General features: G+C 45.0%; 17 protein-coding genes. 5 read left to right on the forward strand and 12 right to left on the reverse strand.

Going from position 1 to position 22,244, the window contains the following annotated elements:
• Positions 1–1,188, reverse strand: a complete 1,188-nt coding sequence (locus R7044_RS11320; protein WP_225455584.1) for an aromatic ring-hydroxylating oxygenase subunit alpha — start codon at positions 1,186–1,188, stop codon at positions 1–3.
• Positions 1,189–1,507: 319 nt separating this feature from the next.
• On the opposite strand from R7044_RS11320, the gene R7044_RS11325 reads away from it, so the two are divergent.
• Complete coding sequence (locus tag R7044_RS11325) at positions 1,508–3,244, forward strand: BCCT family transporter (RefSeq protein WP_053303842.1); 1,737 nt, start codon at positions 1,508–1,510, stop codon at positions 3,242–3,244.
• 94 nt (positions 3,245–3,338) lie between these two features.
• Here the strand turns inward: R7044_RS11325 and R7044_RS11330 are convergent, their stop codons facing one another.
• From R7044_RS11330 to R7044_RS11355, 6 genes are all read right to left on the reverse strand, one after another.
• Complete coding sequence (locus tag R7044_RS11330; protein WP_053303843.1) at positions 3,339–4,265, reverse strand: LysR substrate-binding domain-containing protein; 927 nt, start codon at positions 4,263–4,265, stop codon at positions 3,339–3,341.
• 247 nt (positions 4,266–4,512) lie between these two features.
• Complete coding sequence (locus tag R7044_RS11335) at positions 4,513–5,877, reverse strand: TrkH family potassium uptake protein (protein ID WP_225455585.1); 1,365 nt, start codon at positions 5,875–5,877, stop codon at positions 4,513–4,515.
• 1 nt (position 5,878) lies between these two features.
• Positions 5,879–6,532, reverse strand: a complete 654-nt coding sequence (locus R7044_RS11340; RefSeq protein ID WP_005375180.1) for a potassium channel family protein — start codon at positions 6,530–6,532, stop codon at positions 5,879–5,881.
• A gap of 151 nt (positions 6,533–6,683) precedes the next feature.
• Positions 6,684–7,382, reverse strand: a complete 699-nt coding sequence (locus R7044_RS11345; protein ID WP_205391378.1) for a response regulator transcription factor — start codon at positions 7,380–7,382, stop codon at positions 6,684–6,686.
• Positions 7,379–8,413, reverse strand: coding sequence for a DUF4118 domain-containing protein (locus R7044_RS11350; protein ID WP_033906863.1), 1,035 nt, complete (start codon positions 8,411–8,413; stop codon positions 7,379–7,381). The genes R7044_RS11345 and R7044_RS11350 overlap by 4 nt, the downstream gene beginning before the upstream one ends.
• 237 nt (positions 8,414–8,650) lie before the next feature.
• A complete protein-coding gene (locus R7044_RS11355) occupies positions 8,651–10,504 on the reverse strand; it encodes an ABC transporter ATP-binding protein (protein ID WP_021035856.1) in 1,854 nt (617 codons plus the stop codon).
• Positions 10,505–10,649: 145 nt separating this feature from the next.
• Here R7044_RS11355 and R7044_RS11360 point away from each other — a divergent pair, with 145 nt between their 5' ends.
• The 4 genes from R7044_RS11360 to fhuB are packed head-to-tail and all read left to right on the forward strand — an operon-like array spanning position 10,650 to position 16,473.
• A complete protein-coding gene (locus tag R7044_RS11360; protein WP_132936302.1) occupies positions 10,650–12,752 on the forward strand; it encodes a TonB-dependent siderophore receptor in 2,103 nt (700 codons plus the stop codon).
• Between the two features lie 51 nt (positions 12,753–12,803).
• Positions 12,804–13,589, forward strand: a complete 786-nt coding sequence (locus tag R7044_RS11365) for an ABC transporter ATP-binding protein (RefSeq protein WP_017635311.1) — start codon at positions 12,804–12,806, stop codon at positions 13,587–13,589.
• Positions 13,580–14,509, forward strand: coding sequence for an iron-siderophore ABC transporter substrate-binding protein (locus R7044_RS11370; protein ID WP_065275453.1), 930 nt, complete (start codon positions 13,580–13,582; stop codon positions 14,507–14,509). Before R7044_RS11365 ends, R7044_RS11370 begins: the two co-directional genes overlap by 10 nt.
• On the forward strand, positions 14,506–16,473 hold the full coding sequence (fhuB, locus tag R7044_RS11375; protein ID WP_053307903.1) for a Fe(3+)-hydroxamate ABC transporter permease FhuB: 1,968 nt from the start codon (positions 14,506–14,508) through the stop codon (positions 16,471–16,473). Before R7044_RS11370 ends, fhuB begins: the two co-directional genes overlap by 4 nt.
• A 95-nt stretch (positions 16,474–16,568) precedes the next feature.
• Here the strand turns inward: fhuB and R7044_RS11380 are convergent, their stop codons facing one another.
• The 5 genes from R7044_RS11380 to R7044_RS11400 form a co-directional block, all read right to left on the reverse strand.
• Positions 16,569–17,417 (reverse strand): mechanosensitive ion channel family protein, encoded by an 849-nt coding sequence (locus R7044_RS11380; protein ID WP_005375171.1) that lies wholly within the window; start codon positions 17,415–17,417, stop codon positions 16,569–16,571.
• Positions 17,418–17,512: 95 nt separating this feature from the next.
• Positions 17,513–18,853, reverse strand: a complete 1,341-nt coding sequence (locus R7044_RS11385; protein ID WP_005383906.1) for an HlyD family type I secretion periplasmic adaptor subunit — start codon at positions 18,851–18,853, stop codon at positions 17,513–17,515.
• Positions 18,828–20,546: a type I secretion system permease/ATPase gene (locus R7044_RS11390; RefSeq protein ID WP_025768544.1), complete on the reverse strand. Its 1,719-nt coding sequence runs from the start codon at positions 20,544–20,546 to the stop codon at positions 18,828–18,830. The genes R7044_RS11385 and R7044_RS11390 overlap by 26 nt, the downstream gene beginning before the upstream one ends.
• Before the next feature lie 152 nt (positions 20,547–20,698).
• Entirely contained in the window at positions 20,699–21,289 is a 591-nt protein-coding gene (locus R7044_RS11395; protein WP_005375168.1) for a calcium-binding protein, read from the reverse strand.
• Positions 21,290–21,495: 206 nt separating this feature from the next.
• Entirely contained in the window at positions 21,496–22,152 is a 657-nt protein-coding gene (locus tag R7044_RS11400; protein ID WP_031777174.1) for a LuxR C-terminal-related transcriptional regulator, read from the reverse strand.
• Positions 22,153–22,244 lie beyond the last annotated feature (92 nt).

Genomic DNA, 22,244 nt, shown 5'->3' on the forward strand with positions numbered 1-22,244 from the left:
TTACTGCTCCAGTGCCGCTTTCACTTGCTTTGCCAACCAGGTTTGGAAGAAATGCGTCGGAACATCCATTTCTGGTGAGAACACACCACCACCAAAGCCAGGTGAATAACGACCTTCCTGCATGCCCTCGACCGCTCCAATATCTTCGCCGAATACGACTCGCCATGACTCAACGGTAGCAGTACGGCACGCAGCGAACTCATCATTCGTTGCTTCATCACCCACATAGAAAACACGTAGGTGCTCAACACTCTTATTCGCAGTGATTGGTTCAATCATCATTGCAAAGGCATGATCGGCTTGAATACCAAGCAACACGTTTGGAAAGAGTGCAACATATTCTGCATGACGCAGTTTATCTTCTGGCCAGCTTGGAAATTTAGGTAAGTGTGTACCTGCAGTATCAGAGAGGTTGTATGCGAGACTACCTTGGCCAGCGAAACGCTCTGCAAACATGATGTTGTAGTGATCCTCTAGGCGAGAATAACTGTTCAAACTCGGATGCACCCAAGGTAAGTGGTAAGCTTCACAGTAGTTTTCTACGGCAAGCTTCCAGTTACTTTTTACTTCGATCTCTAAGTTGCCACCCATGTTCACGCGGCGAAGAAGACCTAACCCATCTTCACCTAAGAACTGCTGCCAACGTTGCTCTAGCGGCGCGATATGCTCTTCAAAGCTTTCTGCATTGCCCGATAAGTTGACGAATACCATGTCCATCCAAACGGCTGAACGAAGTGGCTTAAGGCCATGTTTTTCACACTTAAATCGATCATCTTTGTGTTTTGCGATACCACCAATGTGTGGTGTGCCTTTTAGATTGCCGTCAAGATCGTACGTCCATGAATGATAAGGACAGCGAATCATGCCTTGAACTTCGCCTGCCTCATGAACCAGCTTCATACCACGATGACTACATACGTTGTGGAAAACTTGGACTTCACCTTGGCGATTTCTCATCATGAGTAGTGGAAGATTCATGAAATCAAGTGGCATCACATAACCATTTTTAAGCAGGTCTGATGCAAAACCAATACATACCCAAGTGTTACCAAACACCTGATCACGCTCAAAAGTAAAATACTCTTCGCTGGTGTAGGCCTGATTCGGCATTCCTGTTGCTTCACTGATTGGGTTCAGTACATTATCAACAAGTTCAACAGGAATAATGGTTTGGTTGACATTGCTCATATTCTTATCTCCGAGAGTCGAGTTGCATCCAGTGCGTACAACATCGTGTTGTGTTAGTGGAGATGATTTTGATTAACAACCCGGCAACAAACAAACGACTTTTTCGCCGGACTTGGATGAGTTTTTGTCATTCATGCATTGATCTCGAACAAAAAAGTAACCTTTTAATTAACAATGATCTTCTTGTCATGATTAATACTCATTAACCGATGAGTATTAATCAGTTGAAACACAAAAGCCCTCTCTCTACTCTCTTTCAAAAATTAACAATAACGCAACAAACAATAATACTAAAACAAACGCACTGTGAGGGATGCCTATGAGAGCAACATCTGGGATATTGAAAGGACTCAATCCGACTGTGACAATCGCATCAAAGATCGTCGTTATCGGTTTTGTACTTTTCTGCGCCATTCTCGCCAATCAAGCGGGCCAATACTTCGAAACGATTTCCGGCATTTTGCTACAGAATATGAAGTGGTTTTACATCGGACTTGTTTCACTCGTTGTCGGTTTTCTTCTTTACCTTATGGTTAGTCGATATGGGCATATTCGTTTGAGTAAAGATGACGAAAAACCAGAGTTTAGTTATTTGTCTTGGGTATCCATGCTTTTTTCCGGAGGCATGGGGATAGGCTTGATTTTCTGGTCGGTCGCCGAACCGATGTGGCATTACGCTGACAACCCATTTACTCAAGGCCTGACCAATGAAGCCGCAACAACATCAATGAAACTGACATTCTTTCACTGGGGTCTACATCCTTGGTCTGTCTTTATCATTGTGGCGCTCGCATTAGCTTACTTTTCCTACCGTAAAGATCTGCCTTTTACCCTACGCTCTATCTTGTACCCTTTGATTGGCGATCGTATTTATGGGCCTATCGGACACACGGTTGATATCCTAACAGTCGCGGTGACTGCTTTCGGTATCTCTCAAACCTTGGGGATGGGAGTTATCCAAATAAACTCTGGTTTGAATCAAGCCTTTGGTCTAGACATTAGTTTGGGGATTCAACTCTTTATTATCGTTTCCCTTTGTACTTGTGCGGTTGCGTCGGTGCTATCTGGTGTAGGGAAAGGTATTCGCCGTTTATCAGAATGGAACATGCTGCTTTCACTCGCACTCGTGCTGGTCGTACTTTATATTGGCCCAACTCGCTATATCTTAAATACGCTACTTGAAAGCACGGGGCTTTATGCACAAAACATTGTCGGTATGAGCTTATGGAGCGATGCACAGAATGACTCTGGCTGGCAAAACTGGTGGACGGCTTATTACTGGCCTTGGTGGATGACTTGGGCGCCTTTCGTTGGCATGTTTGTAGCTCGTATCTCTAAAGGACGCACAATACGTGAGCTTATCGGCGGTGCTCTCATCGTACCCACGCTGATCACATTCTTATGGATTTCAGTATTTGGTGGTGCAGCGTTGAAGGTAGAGCAAGACGCTCGTGTTGCTCATCAAGAGCAAGTCACTGCGGCACAAGAAGCCAAACAAACACCACCTGCGGATTTTTCTGGCGGCCCGATTCTTGAAGCGACTAAAGCCGATACTACACGCGCTTTGTTTACGCTATTCGACAATCTAGATACAGGTATGTTTGGTAAACTACTTAGCGTACTTGCGTGTTTATTACTCGGTACTTATTTCATTACCTCCGCAGACTCGGGTACCTTGGTTCTATGTACCCTCGATGCCGCTGGGCACAGTGAGCCTCCTACCTCTATACGCGTATTGTGGGGGATCATGATCGCAGCCATTGCGGGAGTACTTCTATACGCAGGAGGGTTAAAAGCAATGCAAACGGCCTCCATTATTGCCGGTTTCCCTATCGCCATTTTTATCGCGGTGATGAGCTTAACGCTGTTTCATAGTATTCGACGCGAACCTAAGCCATGGGCAATGCTTCCAGAGCATGTTCACCCAGAGCAAGAGAAACTTGATGGTCCTGTTGAACCGCTTGTTGAAAGCAAAACTGTGGCTTCCGAGCCTATCGCTTCAACATCCTCACTAAAAGATGATTCCACACTCAATCAGGGACCAGTACTAAGTTAGTGCGTCGTTTCATCCAATCAATTAAAACAAAGCGGGAACTGGTACTCCCGCTTTTTAACATGACCAAACTCTGTTATTTTCTCTGCTTATTGATTTAGGCTAAACCTCGATCACCCACCTCATCTGGCAACTGTTGCAAAAGCCACGCTCTAAAACGCTTGACGCTTGCTGGGATTAAACCTCTATTTTTAGGTTCAAGCATAGAGAAATTGGAAGGTGTTGAAAGCACGTGTTCGACTGGCCTAACTAGAGCACCGCTTTGTAAATAGTCGTCCACTAATGACCCCCAGGCTAACGCGATTCCCTGACCATTAATTGCCGCTTGTAACAGCATTGGATAGTTATTGATGTTCATGCGATTACGAGGCGAAATATTTGGCAATCCTACACTCGCAAACCACTGCTCCCAATTCACCCAATCTCTTTGAGACTCTTCCAGATAGAGTAACGTTTTATTGAAGATTTCTTCTGGCTCACTAGGCTGGCCGATTTTCTCTAGATAAAGCGGGCTACACACAGGGAATACTTCTTCTGAAAATAGCGTTGTCACGTCCATTTCCGCAGGTGGAGTGCGACAATAAAACAAGGCGATATCGCAATCTAATCGGCGTAAGTCCAACACATTATCTGAGGCCAATATCCTTATATCGATGTCATCATGTTCATTTTGAAATTGAGCAACCTTAGGCAACAACCACAAGGCTGCCATTGCATTTGTCGTCGCAACCGTGATCTTTTGTTCGCCCTGCCACTTCTTCACTTCACCCGTGATTTGAGCAATATCGAGCAAAGATTGGCTGACAGCTTGATAATATTGAAGACCTGTAGGCGTTAAATTAATGCTTCGATTGGCTCGCGTGAACATAGCCTTGCCTAAGTATTCTTCTAATTGTCTAATTTGGCGACTGATAGCACCTTGGGTCACGTTTAGCTCGTCAGCGGCTAACGTAAAACTCAAGTGCCGCGCCGACGCTTCAAACGCAACGAGGCTATTTAAAGGTGGGAGGGGTTTGATTTTCATGTATCTTCCAGTAAGGCAGTATTGTAATTATTTTTATTCCCGGCAATCTTATGTTGCACGTGGATAATTCCATTCTGGACAACACCTCAAAAACGACAATTTATAAATGATAAAAAATAGAGATGAATCATAAATTGTTGTGAGAGAGACTGCCGTATACAGTTTCGTGGCTACAACGAGCACAAAAAGAGGAGCAGTTACTCCTCTTTTGTCTAGCCTTTTGCTCACTTTGTACGAGTTAGCCCATTTACCCTATTGCCAGTTTAGTACTCGCGTAACGCGCTTTTTTCTTTCTTGGACTGGCTAAGAAGTACGCTAATGTAAGAGGCCCTAATCGTCCCATAAACATCATGAAGATGATCACTAACTCACCTGGTTCGCACAAACTGCCCGTTAAGCCTCGCGATAACCCAACCGTACCCAGTGCCGAGACCGCTTCGAACATAATATCTAACACAGACGCTTTCTCTGTCAGTAACAGCGTGAATATGGCAAACCAAGTCACCCCCACCGAGATCAGAGTCAGCGCCAATGCCTTGCTGATGGTCTCTTTGGGAATCTCGCGTTGAAAGGCATAGGTTGCTTCATCGCGACGCAAATAGCTGTAAGTCGCCAAGACTAACACTATAAATGTCACAACTTTAATGCCACTTGCCGTACTCAATGATCCACCGCCGATAAACATCAACACCAGAATGATCGCCGTTGTGGCATCTTCCAACTGATCGATAGCTAAAGTGTTGAACCCTGCCGTTCTTGGCGTCACCGCTTGAAACCACGATGCCCACCATTTCCCTGCTTCGCTCAACGGGGCAAGCGTGTTGGGGTTGTCATATTCAATCAGATAAATCGCGATAAGTGCCACCACGTTAATGATCATCGTGCCTAAGATCATCATTCGACTGTAAACGGTGAGTCGATGCCAACGGCGATTGCGTTTTAAGTCAATCCAAACCGAGAAGCCTAAACCACCAATAATGAACAAACTGGTAATGGTGAAGTTAACGACCGGGTCGTCCACGTAAGGCATTAAGCTATCGGCACTCAACGCAAAACCTGCATTGTTAAACGCACTGATGGTGTAGAAGAAACCATGGAACAAACTGGTTTCCCAGCCCAGCTCTTCACTCCAATAAACGCTCAAAATAGTGAAACCAATAAGTTCAACGAGCAGAGCGAACATCAATACAGATTTAGCAGTGGCAATGAGTGTCGATGAATCAGTCTGGTTGAACGCCTCTCTCGCGACTGCTCGCTCCAAAAAGCCAATTTTTCCGCCCAGAGCCAGCAAGGTCACGATGGCAAACGTCATTAAACCTAGGCCACCACATTGAATCAGGAAAGCAATAACCACTTGCCCAAAAAGCGTAAACGCCGTGCCCGTGTCTACCACAACTAATCCCGTCACCGTAATGGCCGATGTCGCAGTAAACAGGCTTTGAATCCAAGTGATGGGCTCTGTGGTGGCAATCGGCAGTTTGAGTAAGACCGTGCCGAGCATGATCAAGCACGCAAAGCTGAGGCTAAGTATCAATGGCGGTGCGCCCAACAGTTTTTTGCCCGCTTTGGGCTTTCGTTCCATTGGGATAATAGAGGGATGCCACAAAACCATGTTACACCAACCTTGGAGCGACGTATTTCAGCTCAGCGCGACTACCACAAAGCAACAGCGTGTCGAACTCATTAAGCACAAACTCATCATTGATATTGGTGTAGACGGCTTCTTCGCGCTTCACCAAGATAGGCTGAATGTTGTAACTGCCTCGGCTGATCAACTTAGAAAGCGGCGTATCGTGCAGATTGGATTTAACGTGGATTTCCACCACATACAAGCCATGCCCCATTTCTAAATAGTTGTTCACCATCGGATAGTTGAGTGCCTGCGCGACTCTTACGCCCATCTCCTCTTCAGGATGAATAATACGTTGTACACCAAGCTTAGACACGATGGTATGGTGCGCTTTGGTGCTCGCTTTGACCCAAATGGATTTCACACCCAGATTTTTCAGCGCCAGCGTACACAACAAACTGGCTTGCATGTCTTCACCAATCGCCACCAACACCACATCACTGTTCGCTAGCGCTAACTCTCTGAGTGCACCTTCGTCTGTTGCGTCACATATGACCGCTTGCGTTAACTCTTCGACGTATTTTTCGACGATTTTCGGGTCGCTATCCACCCCCGTTACGGTGTGTCCAAGATGAATAAGTTCTAAGCTGGCGGCAACGCCAAATCGCCCTAAACCAATTACTGTAAAGTGAGCCATATCAATACCTAACTGTGTTTTATGTATAGAAAATGCTAATGCGTTAAGGGCTAGACTGATTTTCCGTCGCGGAAAATAGGCAACACGAATCCTGTTCGAGTGCTGATAACCAGCACTAAACCTTGGCATTAACGTTGATTAAATTTGGAATTTAGTGGTGCTTGGACGTCTCAAGCACTAAACGATAACCCAGCCCCGGCTCGGTTTTTAATAGCCGCTGTTCGTCAGCACTATCGTTCAGTTTTTTGCGTAGTTGACTCACTAGCACGCGTAAGTAGTGAGTATCTTCGACATGACTTTTTCCCCAAATCACCGCTAGCAAATGAGTTTGCTCAATGAGCTTTCCCGGCTTGAGAATCAATTGTTCAATGAAAGAAAACTCTTTCTTGGTGAGTGGAATTTCCCTCTGATCCAACCAAAATTGGTGAGTGCTTTTGATGATTTTGACTCGGCCAGCCACCAGCTCATCAGCGATGGATTGCTCATCCACCAAATCTCGAACCAGCACTTTGATGCGCGCGATGAGCTCTTTTACGCCAAAAGGCTTGCTCAAGTAATCATTCGCGCCCGCTTCTAAAAGGCGGATTTTTTCCTCTTCTTGATCGCGAGCCGTCAGCACTAGCACTGGCGTTTTATACGTCTGACGAAGCGTAGTGAGAAACTCCTTCCCATCGCCGTCGGGCAAGCCTAAATCTAGCAGAATGACGTGTGGCGAATGTGCTTCGAAACACGCTTTGGCTTCTGCAATGGTACTCGCGCCAATGTAATCAAACCCTTCAGCATACAGCGAAATTCGAATAAAGGTATGAATGCGAGGCTCATCGTCCACGACTAAAACTTTGTAACTCACGCCTGCTCTGCTCCTTGATTGAGTGGAAGTAGAATGCGGATCAGCGTCCCTTCTGATACTGGCATAGATTGAATCTCTCCTTGGTGTGCGATGATGATGCCTTTGGCAACCGCGAGTCCCATTCCGGTGCCTGAATCGGCCGATTTGTTGTTCGCGCCGGAATAGAAAAGGTTGAATATTTTTTCCGCATCTTCAGCTTTGATGCCAATCCCCATGTCCCGAACATCAATCACGCACGACGAACCCTGCTTAGAAAGAGAAACCTCAACAGATTCATTCTCTGGTGAAAATCGCATGGCATTATCCAGCACATTAAAAATCGCTTGTTCGATGAGCGAACGACTTACTGACAAATAATCAACGGAATCATCCATATTCATGGACACTTTCTCGGTGTAATTTGGCAAACGAGAAACCGCATCCCGAACAATATCTGCAATCAACTCATCTTTTTTGGTAATTTTTAATGTGCCGTGCTGGAGCTTAGTCGCCTGTAAGAGGTTCTCGATATATTGATGCAAGCGATGGCTTTCTGAAGTCGCACTGTCGAGCAATTCTTTACGCTCTAAGCCATTGAGCTTGGGCATGTACTCGTTGAGTGTGGTCAATGTTCCAATAATGGTTGCCAGCGGCGTGCGTAAGTCATGGGACACCGATAGCAGGATGCTGTTTTGCAGCTTGGTTTGTTTTAACTCGCCCTGCTGGCGACGATAAAGATCCGCAAAGGTGCTGGTGATAAATGCCACCACCATAAACACGACTAAATTAAAAATGTCTTCCGGACGAAACATCTGCAAAGAGTAACGAGGCGTCGTGAAAAAGAAGTTGAAGCTCAACGCTTCGATCACCGCCGCCGCATAAGCGAATCGCGAGTTGCATTGAAACGCCACTACCACGACCGCTAACTGTAAAATCAGCAGGACTGCGGCTGTAGAGCCAAACAGTTGGTCTAACAACCATGAGACGACAACCGCGCCAACAATCACGGTAGTAGAAAAGAGAAAGGTGTTATCTCGCCATTGAACAAACATAAAATACATCAACCAAAATTCGATGTAGAAAACTTTAGCAAAAGCCCATTCGGAGTTCGCGTAAAAAAAGCGTAAAAAATTCAATAACGACAGTGAGTTATAAACATAATCATCATTAAGTTAGCCTAACTTAATGAATAATCACAAGTTAACGTTGCCCATTAACGCCTACTTACTCGGTATAAACGACAGACACAAAAAAGAGGAGCATTTGCTCCTCTTTCGTGTAGCGTCATATTAGATGACTTGCAGTTGAGCATCACCTTGCTCAGACAAAAATCCGCCGGTTTGATGCTTCCACAACTGAGCGTAAACACCACCCAATTGCAGCAGCTCGTAATGCGAGCCTTGCTCAATGATTTTGCCGTCATCCATTACAATCAAACGATCCATCGCGGCAATCGTTGATAAACGGTGAGCAATCGCAATCACTGTTTTTCCTTCCATCAGAACTTCAAGGTTTTCTTGAATTGCCGATTCTACTTCTGAATCAAGTGCAGACGTTGCTTCATCCATGATCAAAATTGGCGCGTTTTTCAGCAGAACGCGAGCAATCGCCACACGTTGACGCTGACCACCAGACAGCTTCACACCGCGTTCACCCACTTCAACGTCATAGCCAACGTTACCTTGCTCGTCTCGTAGAGATTGAATGAAATCATGAGCATGTGCTTTCTCAGCAGCTGCGATAACGGCATCCATTGAAGCATCTGGATCACCGTAAAGAATGTTCTCTTTAATTGAACGATGCAGCAAAGAGGTGTCTTGCGTGATCATACCGATGTGTTGGCGAAGCGACTCTTGTTCAACTTGAGAAATGTCCTGTCCATCAATACAAATCTTACCGCTATTTACGTCGTAAAAACGCAGCAACAAGTTGACCAACGTGGATTTACCTGCCCCAGAACGACCGACAATGCCGACTTTTTCGCCCGGTTTGATAGTCAGGTTCAAGTTCTCAAATACCGCCTTCTCGTCACTGTAGTTAAAACCTACGTGATCAAAGCAGATCTCACCTTGGGAGATTTGCAAAGGCTTAGCATTTGGTACGTCTTTCACTTCAACATCGTTTGAAATCGTATTGATGCCGTCCACTACCGTGCCAATGTTTTCAAACAGCGCGCTAACTTCCCACATGATCCACTTCGACATACCTTGTACGCGCAATGCAATACTGATGGCAATCGCAATAGCACCAATTGTTACAGCGTGATCTAGCCATAGATAAACCGAAATGGCACTAATAGACATCAGCAGCAAATAGTTGATGGCATCCACACTAAACAGTAAACAAGTCACCATGCGCATTTGGCGGTAAACCGTCACCAAAAATTGCTTCATGCTACTTTCTGCGTATTCCAACTCTCGTTGCGAGTGCGCGAATAGCTTTACGGTAGATATGTTGGTGTAAGAATCGACAATGCGCCCAGTCATTACAGAACGAGCATCCGCTTGCTCTGTCGCTACTTGTTTCATTTTAGGGATAAAGTAGAACTGGATAACCGCGTACATTCCTATCCAAATCACAATAGGCAACATTAGCAAACCATCGGCTTCGCCCATCATCCAGAGCATCGAAAGAAAATAAACGCTGATATAAACCAGTACATCCACCAGCTTCATGACCGTTTCTCGTACCGCTAACGCACTTTGCATCACTTTGGTCGCAACTCGGCCTGCAAAGTCACGCTGGAAAAATCCAACCGCTTGTTTTAGCAAGTAACGGTGAATCAACCAACGGATAGACATCGGGTAGTTACCCAATAACGTTTGGTGCATCACCATTGAGTGGACAAAACCGAGAGCTGGCATCACAACCGCCACTAAGAACAGCATCATTAGCATGCGATCACCCTGGTCTTGCCAGAATGTTGCGCGTTCTTGATTAGAGAGAATATCGACGAGCTCGCCCATATAACGCAACAGCGTCACCTCAGTAATGGCAATAAGCGCACTGAACACAGCCATAACGAGTAAAGGGGCTTCAAAGCCACGAGTGTAAAAACGACAAAAGCCAAATAGCGTCTTCGGTGGCTTTTCGGTTTCCATCTGGGGAAAGGGTTGGGTCAGTTTTTCAAACCAATTGAACATAACAATGACTTTAGGTACCGCGAATGAATTTGCGAACGTTTTACTATCTTTTGATACAAAAGTCAGTAAAATACCGAAACAAAAGCTCAAATGATAATAATTACAATTAAGCTTAGCGTTAATCATAATTATCGGGAATAGATTTATGCAAAAGAATAACTCACTGACCATCGCGATCCGCAACGCGTTGGTTTGTGCTTTAGCACCTACAGCAGTGGTTGCATTCACAGCACAAGCTCAAGAAGACGTCGTACAAGATGACGTGATTGCCATGGAGACCATAACGGTCACCGCGCAAGCACTTAAAGTAGAAACCCCGGCAGCAGAAACGCCGCGCAGCGTATCTATCATTTCTGAAGATGAACTTCGTGTTCGTGCACCGAAAAAGCTAGATGAAGCATTACGCTACACGTCTGGTGTAACCGCTCAGCCTTATGGCGCAGACAACGACACTGATTGGTTCAAAGTTCGTGGATTTGATGCAGCGACTTACCTAAACGGCAACCGCCTATTCCGCGATGGTTACTACACATGGTTGGTCGAACCTTACGGCCTAGAAAGTGTAGAAGTCGTTAAAGGTCCATCGGCTATTCTGTTTGGTGAATCGGCACCAGGCGGTATCGTGAATGCTGTTCAGAAAAAACCAACGTTTACGCCTCAAGGCGAAGTAAAAGTCGAAGTTGGCAACAACCAACACCAATCCGTAGGTTTTGACATTGCTGACGAAGCAAACGACGCAGGCACTGTGCGCTATCGTTTGGTTGGCTTGATGACAAGCCAAGATGGTGAACTGGACGGCACAAATAACGAGCGTTTCTACCTAGCGCCAAGTGTCGAGTTCGACATTTCTGACCGTACAATGCTGACCGTTTTGGCAACTTACCTTCATGATGACGGTGTACCAACTAACCCATTCTTCCCGGCAGCAGGTACTCTGATTGGTTCTAACTTTGGCAAAATCGATCCTTCGACTAACCTTGGTCAGCCAAACTACGATAAATACGAACGCACGCAGTTTTCTCTAGGTTACTTACTAGAGCACGACATCAATGACACGTGGTCACTCTCGCAAAACCTCAACTACGGTTCGAATGAGTTGTACTTGCGCAGCTCTTACGCGTTCTCAAACAACGATCCAGCGAAAGAAGAGTTAACGCAAGGCATCGTATTCCGTGACGGAAAAAACCAGAGCATCACGTTCGATAACAATGCTGTCGGTAACTGGATGACAGACAACGCAGAGCACACAGTGCTTATCGGTATGGATCTGCAATTCCACAAAACCGATGGCGACGAGCAGGACAACTACGCATTTGGCACCATCAATCCGTGGAACCCTGTTTACGGTAACTTCACCCCTCTTGATCCTGCCAACAACGTGAAACGTGAGATTGAGAAATCTCAAGCAAGTCTCTATTCACAATACCAATTGAAACTGCATGAACAGTGGATTGGTAACATCGGTGCTCGTTACGACTGGGTGAAAACAGAAAACTCTGGCAAAGGCGCTACCGTTGATCAAAGTGAATCTCGTGATGATGGTCAGCTCTCTCTAAGTGCGGGTGTGATGTACCTTGCAAACAATGGCCTGTCACCTTACGCAAACTACTCTCAGTCGTTTGAAGTGATCAGCACTATTGATGCGGCAACCAATGAACTTTACAAACCGCTGGAAGGCGAGCAAGTAGAAGTGGGTGTGAAGTATGAGCCAAGCTTTATGGATGGCTTTATCAACCTTGCATGGTTCGACATCACGCAAAAGAATGCATTGGTCACAAACCCATCAACATGGATTGCGACACAAACAGGTGAAGTGACATCTCAAGGTGTTGAGCTAGAAAGCACGGCGCAGCTAACCGACGATCTAAAACTGATGGCAAGCTACACCTACACTAAAGCGAAAACAGATGAGAGCTTTGGCCAAGGTAAAAAACAAGCCGCACTTATTCCTGAGCACCAAGCTTCTGCATGGGTAGACTACAGCGCCTACAGCCTGATTCCAGGCCTCAATATCGGTACTGGTGTGCGCTACGTAGGTGAGTCAAAAGATAACCCTAAGAGCTCGAACCTAACGGTTCCTTCAGTCACTCTTTGGGATGCGTCAGTCACTTACGACATCACTTCACAGTGGCAAGCACAGCTAAACGTGAACAACATCCTAGATAAAGAGTTTGTTTCAGGTTGCGATTACTGGTGTTACTACGGCCAGTCTCGCTCTGTTATGCTAAACGCAAACTACCGCTGGTAATTGTACTTCTACTCCCCTCTATTGAGGGGAGTTTTCTCCTAAGAGCCATCCATGTTTCAACTGTCTAATATTGAGATCGTGCGAGGTGGACGTCAGATCCTCGGCATCGAACAACTTAACATCCCAACAAATGAGCTAACGGTCGTTTTAGGCCATAACGGTTCAGGTAAGTCGACACTGGTGAACCTGCTTTCTGGTCAAATGCCACCAGATAAAGGCACGGTAACACTAAACGATACTTCCCTTTCATCACTCAAAACCAAAGAGTTGGCAAAACAGATCGCCTATTTGCCACAAAAGCTGCCCTCTTCGGCTGGTTTAACGGTAGAAGAGCTAGTGCGCTTAGGTCGCTTTCCGTGGCGTGGGGCACTTGGTCGTTGGAAAGCTGAAGACAAACAGATCATCACGCAGGCTATGGAACGAACAGGGGTTACACCTTTTGCTCAAGCTTTGGCGGATGACTTATCGGGCGGCGAGCGCCAACGCGCTTGGGTGTCTATGCTACTGGCTCAACAATCGCCAATTTTAATTCTCGATGAGCCAACCTCGGCGCTCGATGTTCACCATCAGTTTCAACTAATGGCGCTGCTGGCAGAACTGAATCGAACCGAGAACGTAGGCATTATCGTGATCCTGCACGATCTGAACTTAGCCCTGCGCTACGCCACCCACATTGTTGCGCTCAAAAAAGGTAAAATTGCCTTTGAAGGCAACGCCGACATGTTGTTAGACGAGGCACGCCTTTCTAAACTATATGAGTCACCAATTAAGCTGATTGAGCACCCAAGCCCGGCTAACACATTAGCGAGCCAAAAGGTGGCTGTTGTATGCGCATAATGGCTCGTTTACTTACTGTGGTTACACAATCTGCTTTTCTCCTCGTATTTTTTATGACCAATGCACATGCAGTCATCACCGTTACCGATGAATATGGTGAGCATAGTTTTGAGCAAGCGCCTCAACGCGTTGTAGCCTTAAACTGGGACATCTTAGAACAAGTCTTGGCGCTAAACGTAGAACCAATCGCAGCCCCAAATTTACCAGGCTACCGCCAATGGGTCGTCAATCCAACTGCACCAGAGTCAATTGAAGATATTGGAACCCGAGCAGAGCCCAACTTAGAAAAAATAGCCAGTTTGAAACCAGATGTCATCCTTGCTGCGTCTCCACAGCAAGACTTGATTCCGTTACTCAAACAAATTGCTCCGGTAATCTATTTACCTAATTTTTCTGAAAATGAGGCCGCAGCTGAAACGGCCATTCGTCACTTTCGTACGCTCGGCAAGCTATTCAATAAAGAGGCACTTGCTGAACAGAAATTGGCAGAATTAGATGCTTCATTTGCGCAGATGCGCCAGCGAATTCGCCACTATTACTCTGCTCCACTCAGCGTTCTTGTGATGCGATTTTCAACCCCGAATACTGTATTACTTGCAACCGAAAACTCTACCACTGACTACGTGGTTAGAAAACTGGGATTACAGGCTCCAATTAAAGAGGACCCACGTGCGTGGGGAGTAAAGCAAGATCGAATCAATCGGCTTCAGGGCCTTCAAAACAGCTACGTTCTCTACGTACAACCTTTCCCAGAAGAACGAAAACTGAAAGAGTCGCCACTTTGGCAAGCGATGCCGTTTGTGAAAAAGCAGCGGGTAAATTCAGTCAGAGCAGTGTGGGCGTATGGCGGTGCCATGTCTTTGCAATACACCGCTGAAGCGATTACCGACAGTCTAATAGAGTTGGCACCAGAACAATGAGAACGAAACATTATATTGGTTATCTGGCGCTGATTACGTTACTTAGCGTCTTTAGCCTACAAATTGATACTAATTTATCACTTTTCGAACAATGGCAATTATTAACAAAACCAGAGGTAGCAACCGAGTTTCGTGATGTATTCTTTACGCAAGCGCAACTTCCTAGGTTAAGTATGACCCTGCTTGTTGGTGCCATGCTTGGTCTCACCGGCAGCTTAATGCAGCAATTAACGCAGAATAACCTCACCTCGCCGTTGACTCTTGGCACCTCTTCTGGTGCTTGGCTTGCATTAGTCGTGGTAAACATTTGGTTCGTCGATTGGGTCGCCGATTACTCTGCATTAGCCGCAATGTTTGGGGCTTTAGTGGCGTTTGGCCTGATCGTATCAATTGCCGGTGTGCGTAATATGACAGGTTTGCCGTTGGTCGTTTCGGGGATGGTGATCAATATCTTGCTCGGTTCTATCGCCACAGCCATTATTATTTTAAACGCCCAGTTCGCACAGAATATTTTTATGTGGGGAGCAGGAGACCTCTCTCAATACAGCTGGGATTGGTTTGAGTGGTTATTGCCTCGCTGCGCTATCGCAATCGTAATTTTGATCGTCGCACCACGTATTCTGACCTTAATGAAACTAGGACAAGAAGGCGCTGCAGCCCGAGGCTTAGCGGTATTACCCGCGTTTGGTGCGTTAATGGTGATGGGTATTTGGCTGGTATCTGCCTCCATCACCGCAGTTGGTATTATCAGCTTCATCGGATTACTGACACCCAATATTGCCAGAGCGATGGGGGCAAGAACACCGCGCGACGAATTGATCAGCAGCATGCTTTTGGGCGCAATGCTACTAATCATCACAGACTCTGCCGCTATTTCGCTGAGCTTATGGTTAGAGGAAACCATTCCTAGCGGTGTAGCGGCTGCAGCTATTGGCGCTCCCGCTTTAATTTGGTTTACTCGTAAAAAGCTGACGGCAACCGATCAACTTAACCTTTCAATGAGCCAAGGAAAAACGGCGCTTTCTAAACGCGCGGTATGCAGCATTGCGCTATTCAGTCTGGTTGGGATTCTAGCTTACTCATTCGTTACCCATGGTATAAACGGAATTCAATGGTCTGTGCCAGGTGAGTTCCAATGGCAATTGCGTTGGCCGCGAATGTTAACCGCACTTTCTGTCGGTATTGCGCTATCCGTTGCCGGAATCATTTTGCAACGCATTGTTTATAACCCTCTGGCAAGTCCCGATATTCTCGGTGTGTCTTCCGGAGCCACGTTTGCCATTATAACGACAGGAGTCATCGCTGGGTCGCTTCTCTCCGCATTTAGCTGGGGTATCGCTTTTTTCGGAAGTATGTCCGTATTGATGTTATTGCTGATTATCGGTAAACGAAGCCATTTTAATCCATCTAACTTCGTGTTGTCCGGCATCGCACTAACGGCACTATTAGAAGCCCTCGTTCAATTTTCGCTAGCTCAAGGCTCAGGTGACAGTTACAAAATTTTATTGTGGCTAACTGGTTCTATTTATCGAGTCACAGCCGACACCGCACTGATGCTATGTTTGGCCATAATAGTTCTGCTTGCCGCTGTATTCTCGATTTCTCGTTGGCTAACACTAATTTCCATCGGGCGACAATTCTCAAATGCACGAGGGCTTAACCCTACCGTAGCCAATACGCTTATGCTCACCATCGTTGCTTTGTTATGCGCCTTTTCTACCGCTACAGTTGGTCCAATATCTTTTGTTGGCTTGGTCGCTCCCCATATGGCGATGATGTTAGGAGCAAGAAAAGTGAAAGAGCAACTGTGTGTCGGTGCCTTAATTGGCGCAACCCTAATGTTGTGGGCAGATTGGCTAGGACAAATCGCTATTTATCCAAGTCAGGTCGCAGCTGGCACGTTGGTCGCTATTATAGGCAGCACTTACTTCCTATTTTTAATGCTGAAGAGTAAATTCAGCTAAGTTGGGAATATTGTTACAGCCTAAAAATACGCTAAGAAAAACAAACCCCGCTATTTTGATAGCGGGGTTTGAAATTAAAGGCGAAGTACGATGCTCTATTCTTCTCGCACTACAGGAAAACGTTGCTCATAAAGTTCCATAAAGTCCTTACGAATTAAGTGCTCTAAGTGGTTCGCTTTATCGGTTGGGCAGAAAATCATCACGTGCAGAATTTGTTCACCATTAATGTTACTAGAAATATGCATATGTGGCTCAGAACCAGGAAGGTCAACACCGGCATGTTTTTCAATCATCGCATTGTAACGATGTGCAACATCAGCAAAGTAACTGCAATGTTCTTCAATTTTATCAGTTAAAATCGGTAGCAGTGGATACAAATTGACGAAGTCTTTCACCACTACAGAAAAGTTGTGGTAAACGTACCGCTTCATGAAGTTGAGGTTCTTTACTGGATAGGTAAAGAACATACTATTAGGCAATGTCGCTGTTTTGCCGGTGTAATGATATTGCCCATGATGCAGGTCGATCTCTTGAATCACCGTCGCCATCATATTGTGCTCAATCACTTCACCGCATAACTTCCCGACCTCAATCCAGTCCCCAACGCGAAAAGAACGTGAACTTGCTCTTTGAATCGAACCCGTAAAACACAAAATGATTTCTTTGGATGCCACTACAATGGCAACGGCAATCGCCGTTACACTCAGAGCAAACTCGTTAATTTCTGATTGCCATAAAATAAATAAAATCAGTAATGTAACAGCAAAGGTGCCATTTTTAGTTCTGGACATCCAACTACGCTGATCTTCTGAGAGAAAAGCGTGATCACCACGAATCATCGATAAAATTGCACGACGAATTAACCACATAATCGCAAAGATCAGTGCGGTAAAAATCAATTTATGAGTGAGAAGAAAATCGACAACTAACTGCACTTTCTCCATTCCACGGCTCCCTCGAATAAAAATACGGCCCAGTAACAGCTAACGATAACAAATTATTTTGTCTGTTGTCCGTGCTCACTCAAGTCTTTTTGAAATTACTCCTCTCTGAAGGCGCGATTCATGCTTTCTGTAATTGGCTTTATTAGGTAGCTCAATGGCGTTCGTGGCTCAGATAAAATAAGCACTTCGGCATTCATACCTGAGGTTAAACGATGTTTTGTCACATCTTCCGGTGAAATTGCAATTCTAGCGAGATAAAAATCTTCTTGGTTTTCTTGCGAGAGCTTATCGGCAGAAATCGTCAGCACTGTACCGTCTAAAGGTGCCAACGTCCGTGCATTCAGAGCGGTCAGACGAACATGCGCTTGCTGGCCTGGATTCACTAAATCAATATCCTGAGGATTAACACGAGCCTCGACTAACAACTTATCGTCTTGCGGGACCAGTTCTAGTAACGTTTCACCCGAGCCAATCACACCTTTTTCGGTAAACACTTGCATGTTGACTACGCGACCAGAAATAGGTGCGTTGATCGTTGTTCTTGCGACAATATCTTGAGCGGAGCGATATTCTTCCCGAATTGCGACAATTTCCGTTTTGGTATTTCGTAGTTCCTCGACAATCTCATTCAGCCTTTCAAGCTTCAACTCTTCAATTTGCGCTAGGTTCTCATCTAACCTTTTTCTAACGGTGAGCGACTGCCTATCTAACTGGCTTAAGGTACTTCTCACCTCCGCTGCTAAGCGCTTGAGTTGAAGTAAAGTAGATTTTCCCGAGAAACCTTTTTGCACCAAGGCTTGGTTGCTGTCTATTTCTTCAGCAATAAAGTTGAGCCGTTCCGTCTCAATCACTTTGGTTTGCTGAAGGTTTTCAAGCTCTAAGTTTGCTCCAGAAATACTCTGCTCAATGATACTCAGTTTACTATCAAAGAATCGCTTTCTCGCTTCAAAGATCTTGTTTTGAACCAGTTGTGCTTCTTGTACGATATCGACACGGGGAATGCTTTCAAGATCATCAGACCATACAATCGTTGGAAGCTCATCAAGCTCCGCACTTAAACGGTTTTCCTTTGCTAGAGTATGGATAAAACGACCACTTAACGAATCCAACTTAGCCATAGCTTGACGCTTAGAAAGTTGAATTAATAACTGACCTTTTTCGACTAAATCCCCTTCCTGTACATATAGCTTTTCAATAATACCGCCTTCTAAATGCTGAATTTCTTGTCGCTTAGTGAGAACAGACAAATCACCATAAGCAATCGCTGCACTTTCTAATTTGGCTGTTGCAGCCCAGTAGCCAAGGCCTCCAAGAAAAACACTTAAGGTCACCACACCAAGTAAAATTGGTTTTCGAAAGCTTAGTCTCGCTTTGGGGCTAAAACGGTATACGATCTCGGTAGAACTCTGATTAACGGTTGGCAGTTGATTGCTCATTTCTTACCCTTGGGATATCTGTTCTTTCTTCGCCCATCAAACGTTTTAATACTTCATCTTTAGCGCCGTATAACTTGACTCGGCCGTCAGCCAAATACAACAGCCTATCCATTTGTCGTAACGTACTCGGATTGTGGGCAATGACGATAATCGTTGTACTCTGTGCTTTTAAATGGGCAATCAAACGTTGATACGCAGCCTCTCCCTCACCATCGAGGTTGGCATTCGCTTCATCGAAAATCACAATAGATGGGTCGCCATAAACGGCTCTTGCAAGAGCGATTCTCTGCCTTTCCCCCCCAGATAAACCACGGCCATTTTCACCAATAATGCAATCATAGCCTTTGTTTTTCTTGAGTATTAATTCATGACATCCTGCTAGTTGCGCCGCCTTGATGACTTTAGCCGGGTCTTCTTCTTTAAAGCGCGCGATGTTCTCTCGAATTGTGCCAGGAAATAACTCCACCTCTTGAGCGAGATACCCAAAATGCACGCCGCGATCTTCAGATGCCCATACGGAGACTTCCATTCCATCAAGAGTCACTTTACCCGCTAACGGCTTAACCGTACCTAATAGCAGCCGAGCAAACGTCGATTTACCCGTACCAGAAGGGCCAATCACCCCAACAGCAACACCCGGAGGAATCGATAAGCTGAGCGATGAGAGCACTGGTTCAGTTGCTCCAGGATGGCGATAGGCCAGTCCGGAAAGCTCATAGTGTCCTTTTGGTTTAGGCAGTGGCATATCTGATTCATCTTGGCGCACGATCGCATCGATTTCTTTCAACCTTTTATAGGCGCCTTTAGCAGACATCGCGCTTCGCCACGTGCCTATCGCCTGCTCCATCGGCGATAATGCCCGACTCATTAATATGGAGCTCGCGATCATCGCCCCTGCCGTTATCTCATGTTGGATAACTAACCATGCACCACCTCCCAGTAAAAATATCTGTAATGAGCCACGCACAAACTTAGAAAAGTTAGCCATGTAGATAGACTTACCTGCAACTCGCTCTTCAAGCACATTCACTTCACTCACGCGCGACTGCCACTTCTCTAAAAATGCATTCATCATCCCCATTGCGAGAATTGAATTGGAGTTTTGCGTGGCTAATTCAGCGTTGTTGATATGAGAAATCGCTCTGACTTCGCTCTCTTGCATTGTTTTACGCGTCATTAGCTCATTAAGTAGACCTAGGCTAAACAATACGATAGATCCAAGTAACGCGATGTGACCTAATATCGGGTGCAATAAATACACAAATAAAATAAACAGCGGTGTCCAGGGCGCATCCAACAGTGGGTAAGGTGCTTGACTGCTCAAAAAGCTTTTGATGTTCTGAATGTCTCTCAGAGTTTGCGAGGTATAACTCTTCCCGGTATGTGATTGATATTGAATCGTGCGCTTGAGCATGAAAGCGGAGAGTTTTGTGTCCATCCAATAACCAAAAGATTTACTCATTTGTGCTCGTGCAATGTCGATGATGGACATGGTTAACAACGCGACAATTACGATGACAGTGAGCAAGAATAAAGTATCGGTTGAGTAGGAAGATATCACTCGGTTGTACACTTGAAGCATGTACAACGGAATCGAGAGAACCAATAAGTTGATAAAAAGGCTAAAAACGATCAGCAAGCCCGCAAGCGTGCATAGTTTTTGTTTCACTTCTTTGAAAACCGTTTTTTGCACGACTACTTCCGTTTAACGTGAAAATTGTAGGCGCCAGAAATACTAGCGCCTAGCTTAAGGTAACCTCAAATCGCTCTAGAGTGTCCGATTAGTGCACCTCAGCATGGCAGAGCCACGCAAACTAATTCCCATCCAGAGTTATTTTCAGTCGTTTAGATTACGAACAGATCTGCACCATAGGTGTTGATGTCAGTTTCAGTCACGCCAATAAGTTTCACTGTTAGATCAGCCCCATCGGTAAACACTGCATTCCCAACTGCATCGTAGCTAAAGCTTAAATCACCAAAGTCAGTGACAGAGTCGCTAATGATGTGCAAAGAGTCTTCACCAATGGTGAAATCAACAACTTTGGCTTCGCCATGGCCACCAAACTTATCCGTGAACACAAACTTATCGCCATTGCTGCCGCCAACTAAAACGTTGTCACCAGAACCAGCAACAAGAATATCTTCACCGACACCACCATTTAATTTATTGTCGCCCAGCAAACCCAACAGCAAGTCATTACCGGTACCACCGCCGAGGTAGTCGTTTCCTGTACCAGCCCTAAGGATGTCATCTCCAGCACCACCAGTTAGGCGATCATCGCCGTCACCGCCGATCACATAATCATTACCGCCACCGCCAACAAACGAGTCATTACCACCAAAACCGATAAACAAATCATCGCCGCCATCGAAATCAGCAAATTGGTTATTTACACCTGCATCGCCTAAATACGTGTCATTGTCACTTGCGCTCATTTTTATTCCCTCTTAGCTTATTAATTGAATAGACCTTCTGTTCCACGTCTGACTAGATTCGTCACGACATGAGAAGTCTAATAGTCAACTGAATAGGAATAAGTTTGAATATGGGATGATATTTCAGACTGACATTTTAATAATAAATATAAAATTTAGTACTTTATAGAGTATTTTCTTTTTATTACAGCAAGTTAATACTAGTACTACAGGTTTCTCTTAGCCCAACTTGTAGCTTGCGTACGGTTCTTTACTTCTAACTTTCTAAAAATATTGTATAGATGTGATTTAATAGTATGCTCGCTGATAAATAAAGAATCAGCGATTTCCATATTTGAACCACCTTCTTTCAACATTTTTAAAACCTGAACTTCACGCCGAGTAAGCTCAACCTCAATAGCAGGTTCGATAATGCTATTTACTTCTCTGCCTCGATAATAATTTACTAGCTGATCAAGTAATCTTCGAGACAGCCAATTATCCCCTTTTATTATTGCTTTTAATCCCTGACAAACCTTGTCCATTGAATCTCCTGGACCAAATATACCTTTTACATGAGGCCAAGAAGCGAGTTCTTCTGTGTCTAAGTCATAACCTAGATTAAGCATTATGGTTCCTAGCACTTTATTACTATCTTTTAAATAAACTAAAGTTTCGGAAGGAATCTCAACTGAAAAATCAACAAGCAAAAAGTAGCGTTCCGGAATGAGTTCATGATAGCTAGGGTTTTTAGTATCAATGATCGTTATTTTAGTTTCTGTATTTTTAGAAAGCATTTCCTTAAAGTTTTCACTCTGTAAACTTTGTTGAGTGAGCATTAGGATTTCAGGCTTTTCCATATACTGTTCCATAATGTTTCTCATACTTTCAGTGACTTAACATTCTTAAATTAGTAGTTAATCGTCAGCACTTAGTTTGATATGTAAGTGCTAGTTCACAGAGTAAAGTTATTTGC

Source organism: Vibrio sp. 1402 (genome assembly GCF_033340275.1).

Coding starts and splice junctions, on each gene's coding strand:
- R7044_RS11320 (WP_225455584.1), bottom strand. CDS start 1,188: ATGAGCAATGTCAACCAAACCATTATTCCTGTTGAACTTGTTGATAAT.
- R7044_RS11325 (WP_053303842.1), top strand. CDS start 1,508: ATGAGAGCAACATCTGGGATATTGAAAGGACTCAATCCGACTGTGACA.
- R7044_RS11330 (WP_053303843.1), bottom strand. CDS start 4,265: ATGAAAATCAAACCCCTCCCACCTTTAAATAGCCTCGTTGCGTTTGAA.
- R7044_RS11335 (WP_225455585.1), bottom strand. CDS start 5,877: ATGGTTTTGTGGCATCCCTCTATTATCCCAATGGAACGAAAGCCCAAA.
- R7044_RS11340 (WP_005375180.1), bottom strand. CDS start 6,532: ATGGCTCACTTTACAGTAATTGGTTTAGGGCGATTTGGCGTTGCCGCC.
- R7044_RS11350 (WP_033906863.1), bottom strand. CDS start 8,413: ATGTTTGTTCAATGGCGAGATAACACCTTTCTCTTTTCTACTACCGTG.
- R7044_RS11355 (WP_021035856.1), bottom strand. CDS start 10,504: ATGTTCAATTGGTTTGAAAAACTGACCCAACCCTTTCCCCAGATGGAA.
- R7044_RS11360 (WP_132936302.1), top strand. CDS start 10,650: ATGCAAAAGAATAACTCACTGACCATCGCGATCCGCAACGCGTTGGTT.
- R7044_RS11365 (WP_017635311.1), top strand. CDS start 12,804: ATGTTTCAACTGTCTAATATTGAGATCGTGCGAGGTGGACGTCAGATC.
- R7044_RS11370 (WP_065275453.1), top strand. CDS start 13,580: ATGCGCATAATGGCTCGTTTACTTACTGTGGTTACACAATCTGCTTTT.
- fhuB (WP_053307903.1), top strand. CDS start 14,506: ATGAGAACGAAACATTATATTGGTTATCTGGCGCTGATTACGTTACTT.
- R7044_RS11380 (WP_005375171.1), bottom strand. CDS start 17,417: ATGGAGAAAGTGCAGTTAGTTGTCGATTTTCTTCTCACTCATAAATTG.
- R7044_RS11385 (WP_005383906.1), bottom strand. CDS start 18,853: ATGAGCAATCAACTGCCAACCGTTAATCAGAGTTCTACCGAGATCGTA.
- R7044_RS11395 (WP_005375168.1), bottom strand. CDS start 21,289: ATGAGCGCAAGTGACAATGACACGTATTTAGGCGATGCAGGTGTAAAT.
- R7044_RS11400 (WP_031777174.1), bottom strand. CDS start 22,152: ATGAGAAACATTATGGAACAGTATATGGAAAAGCCTGAAATCCTAATG.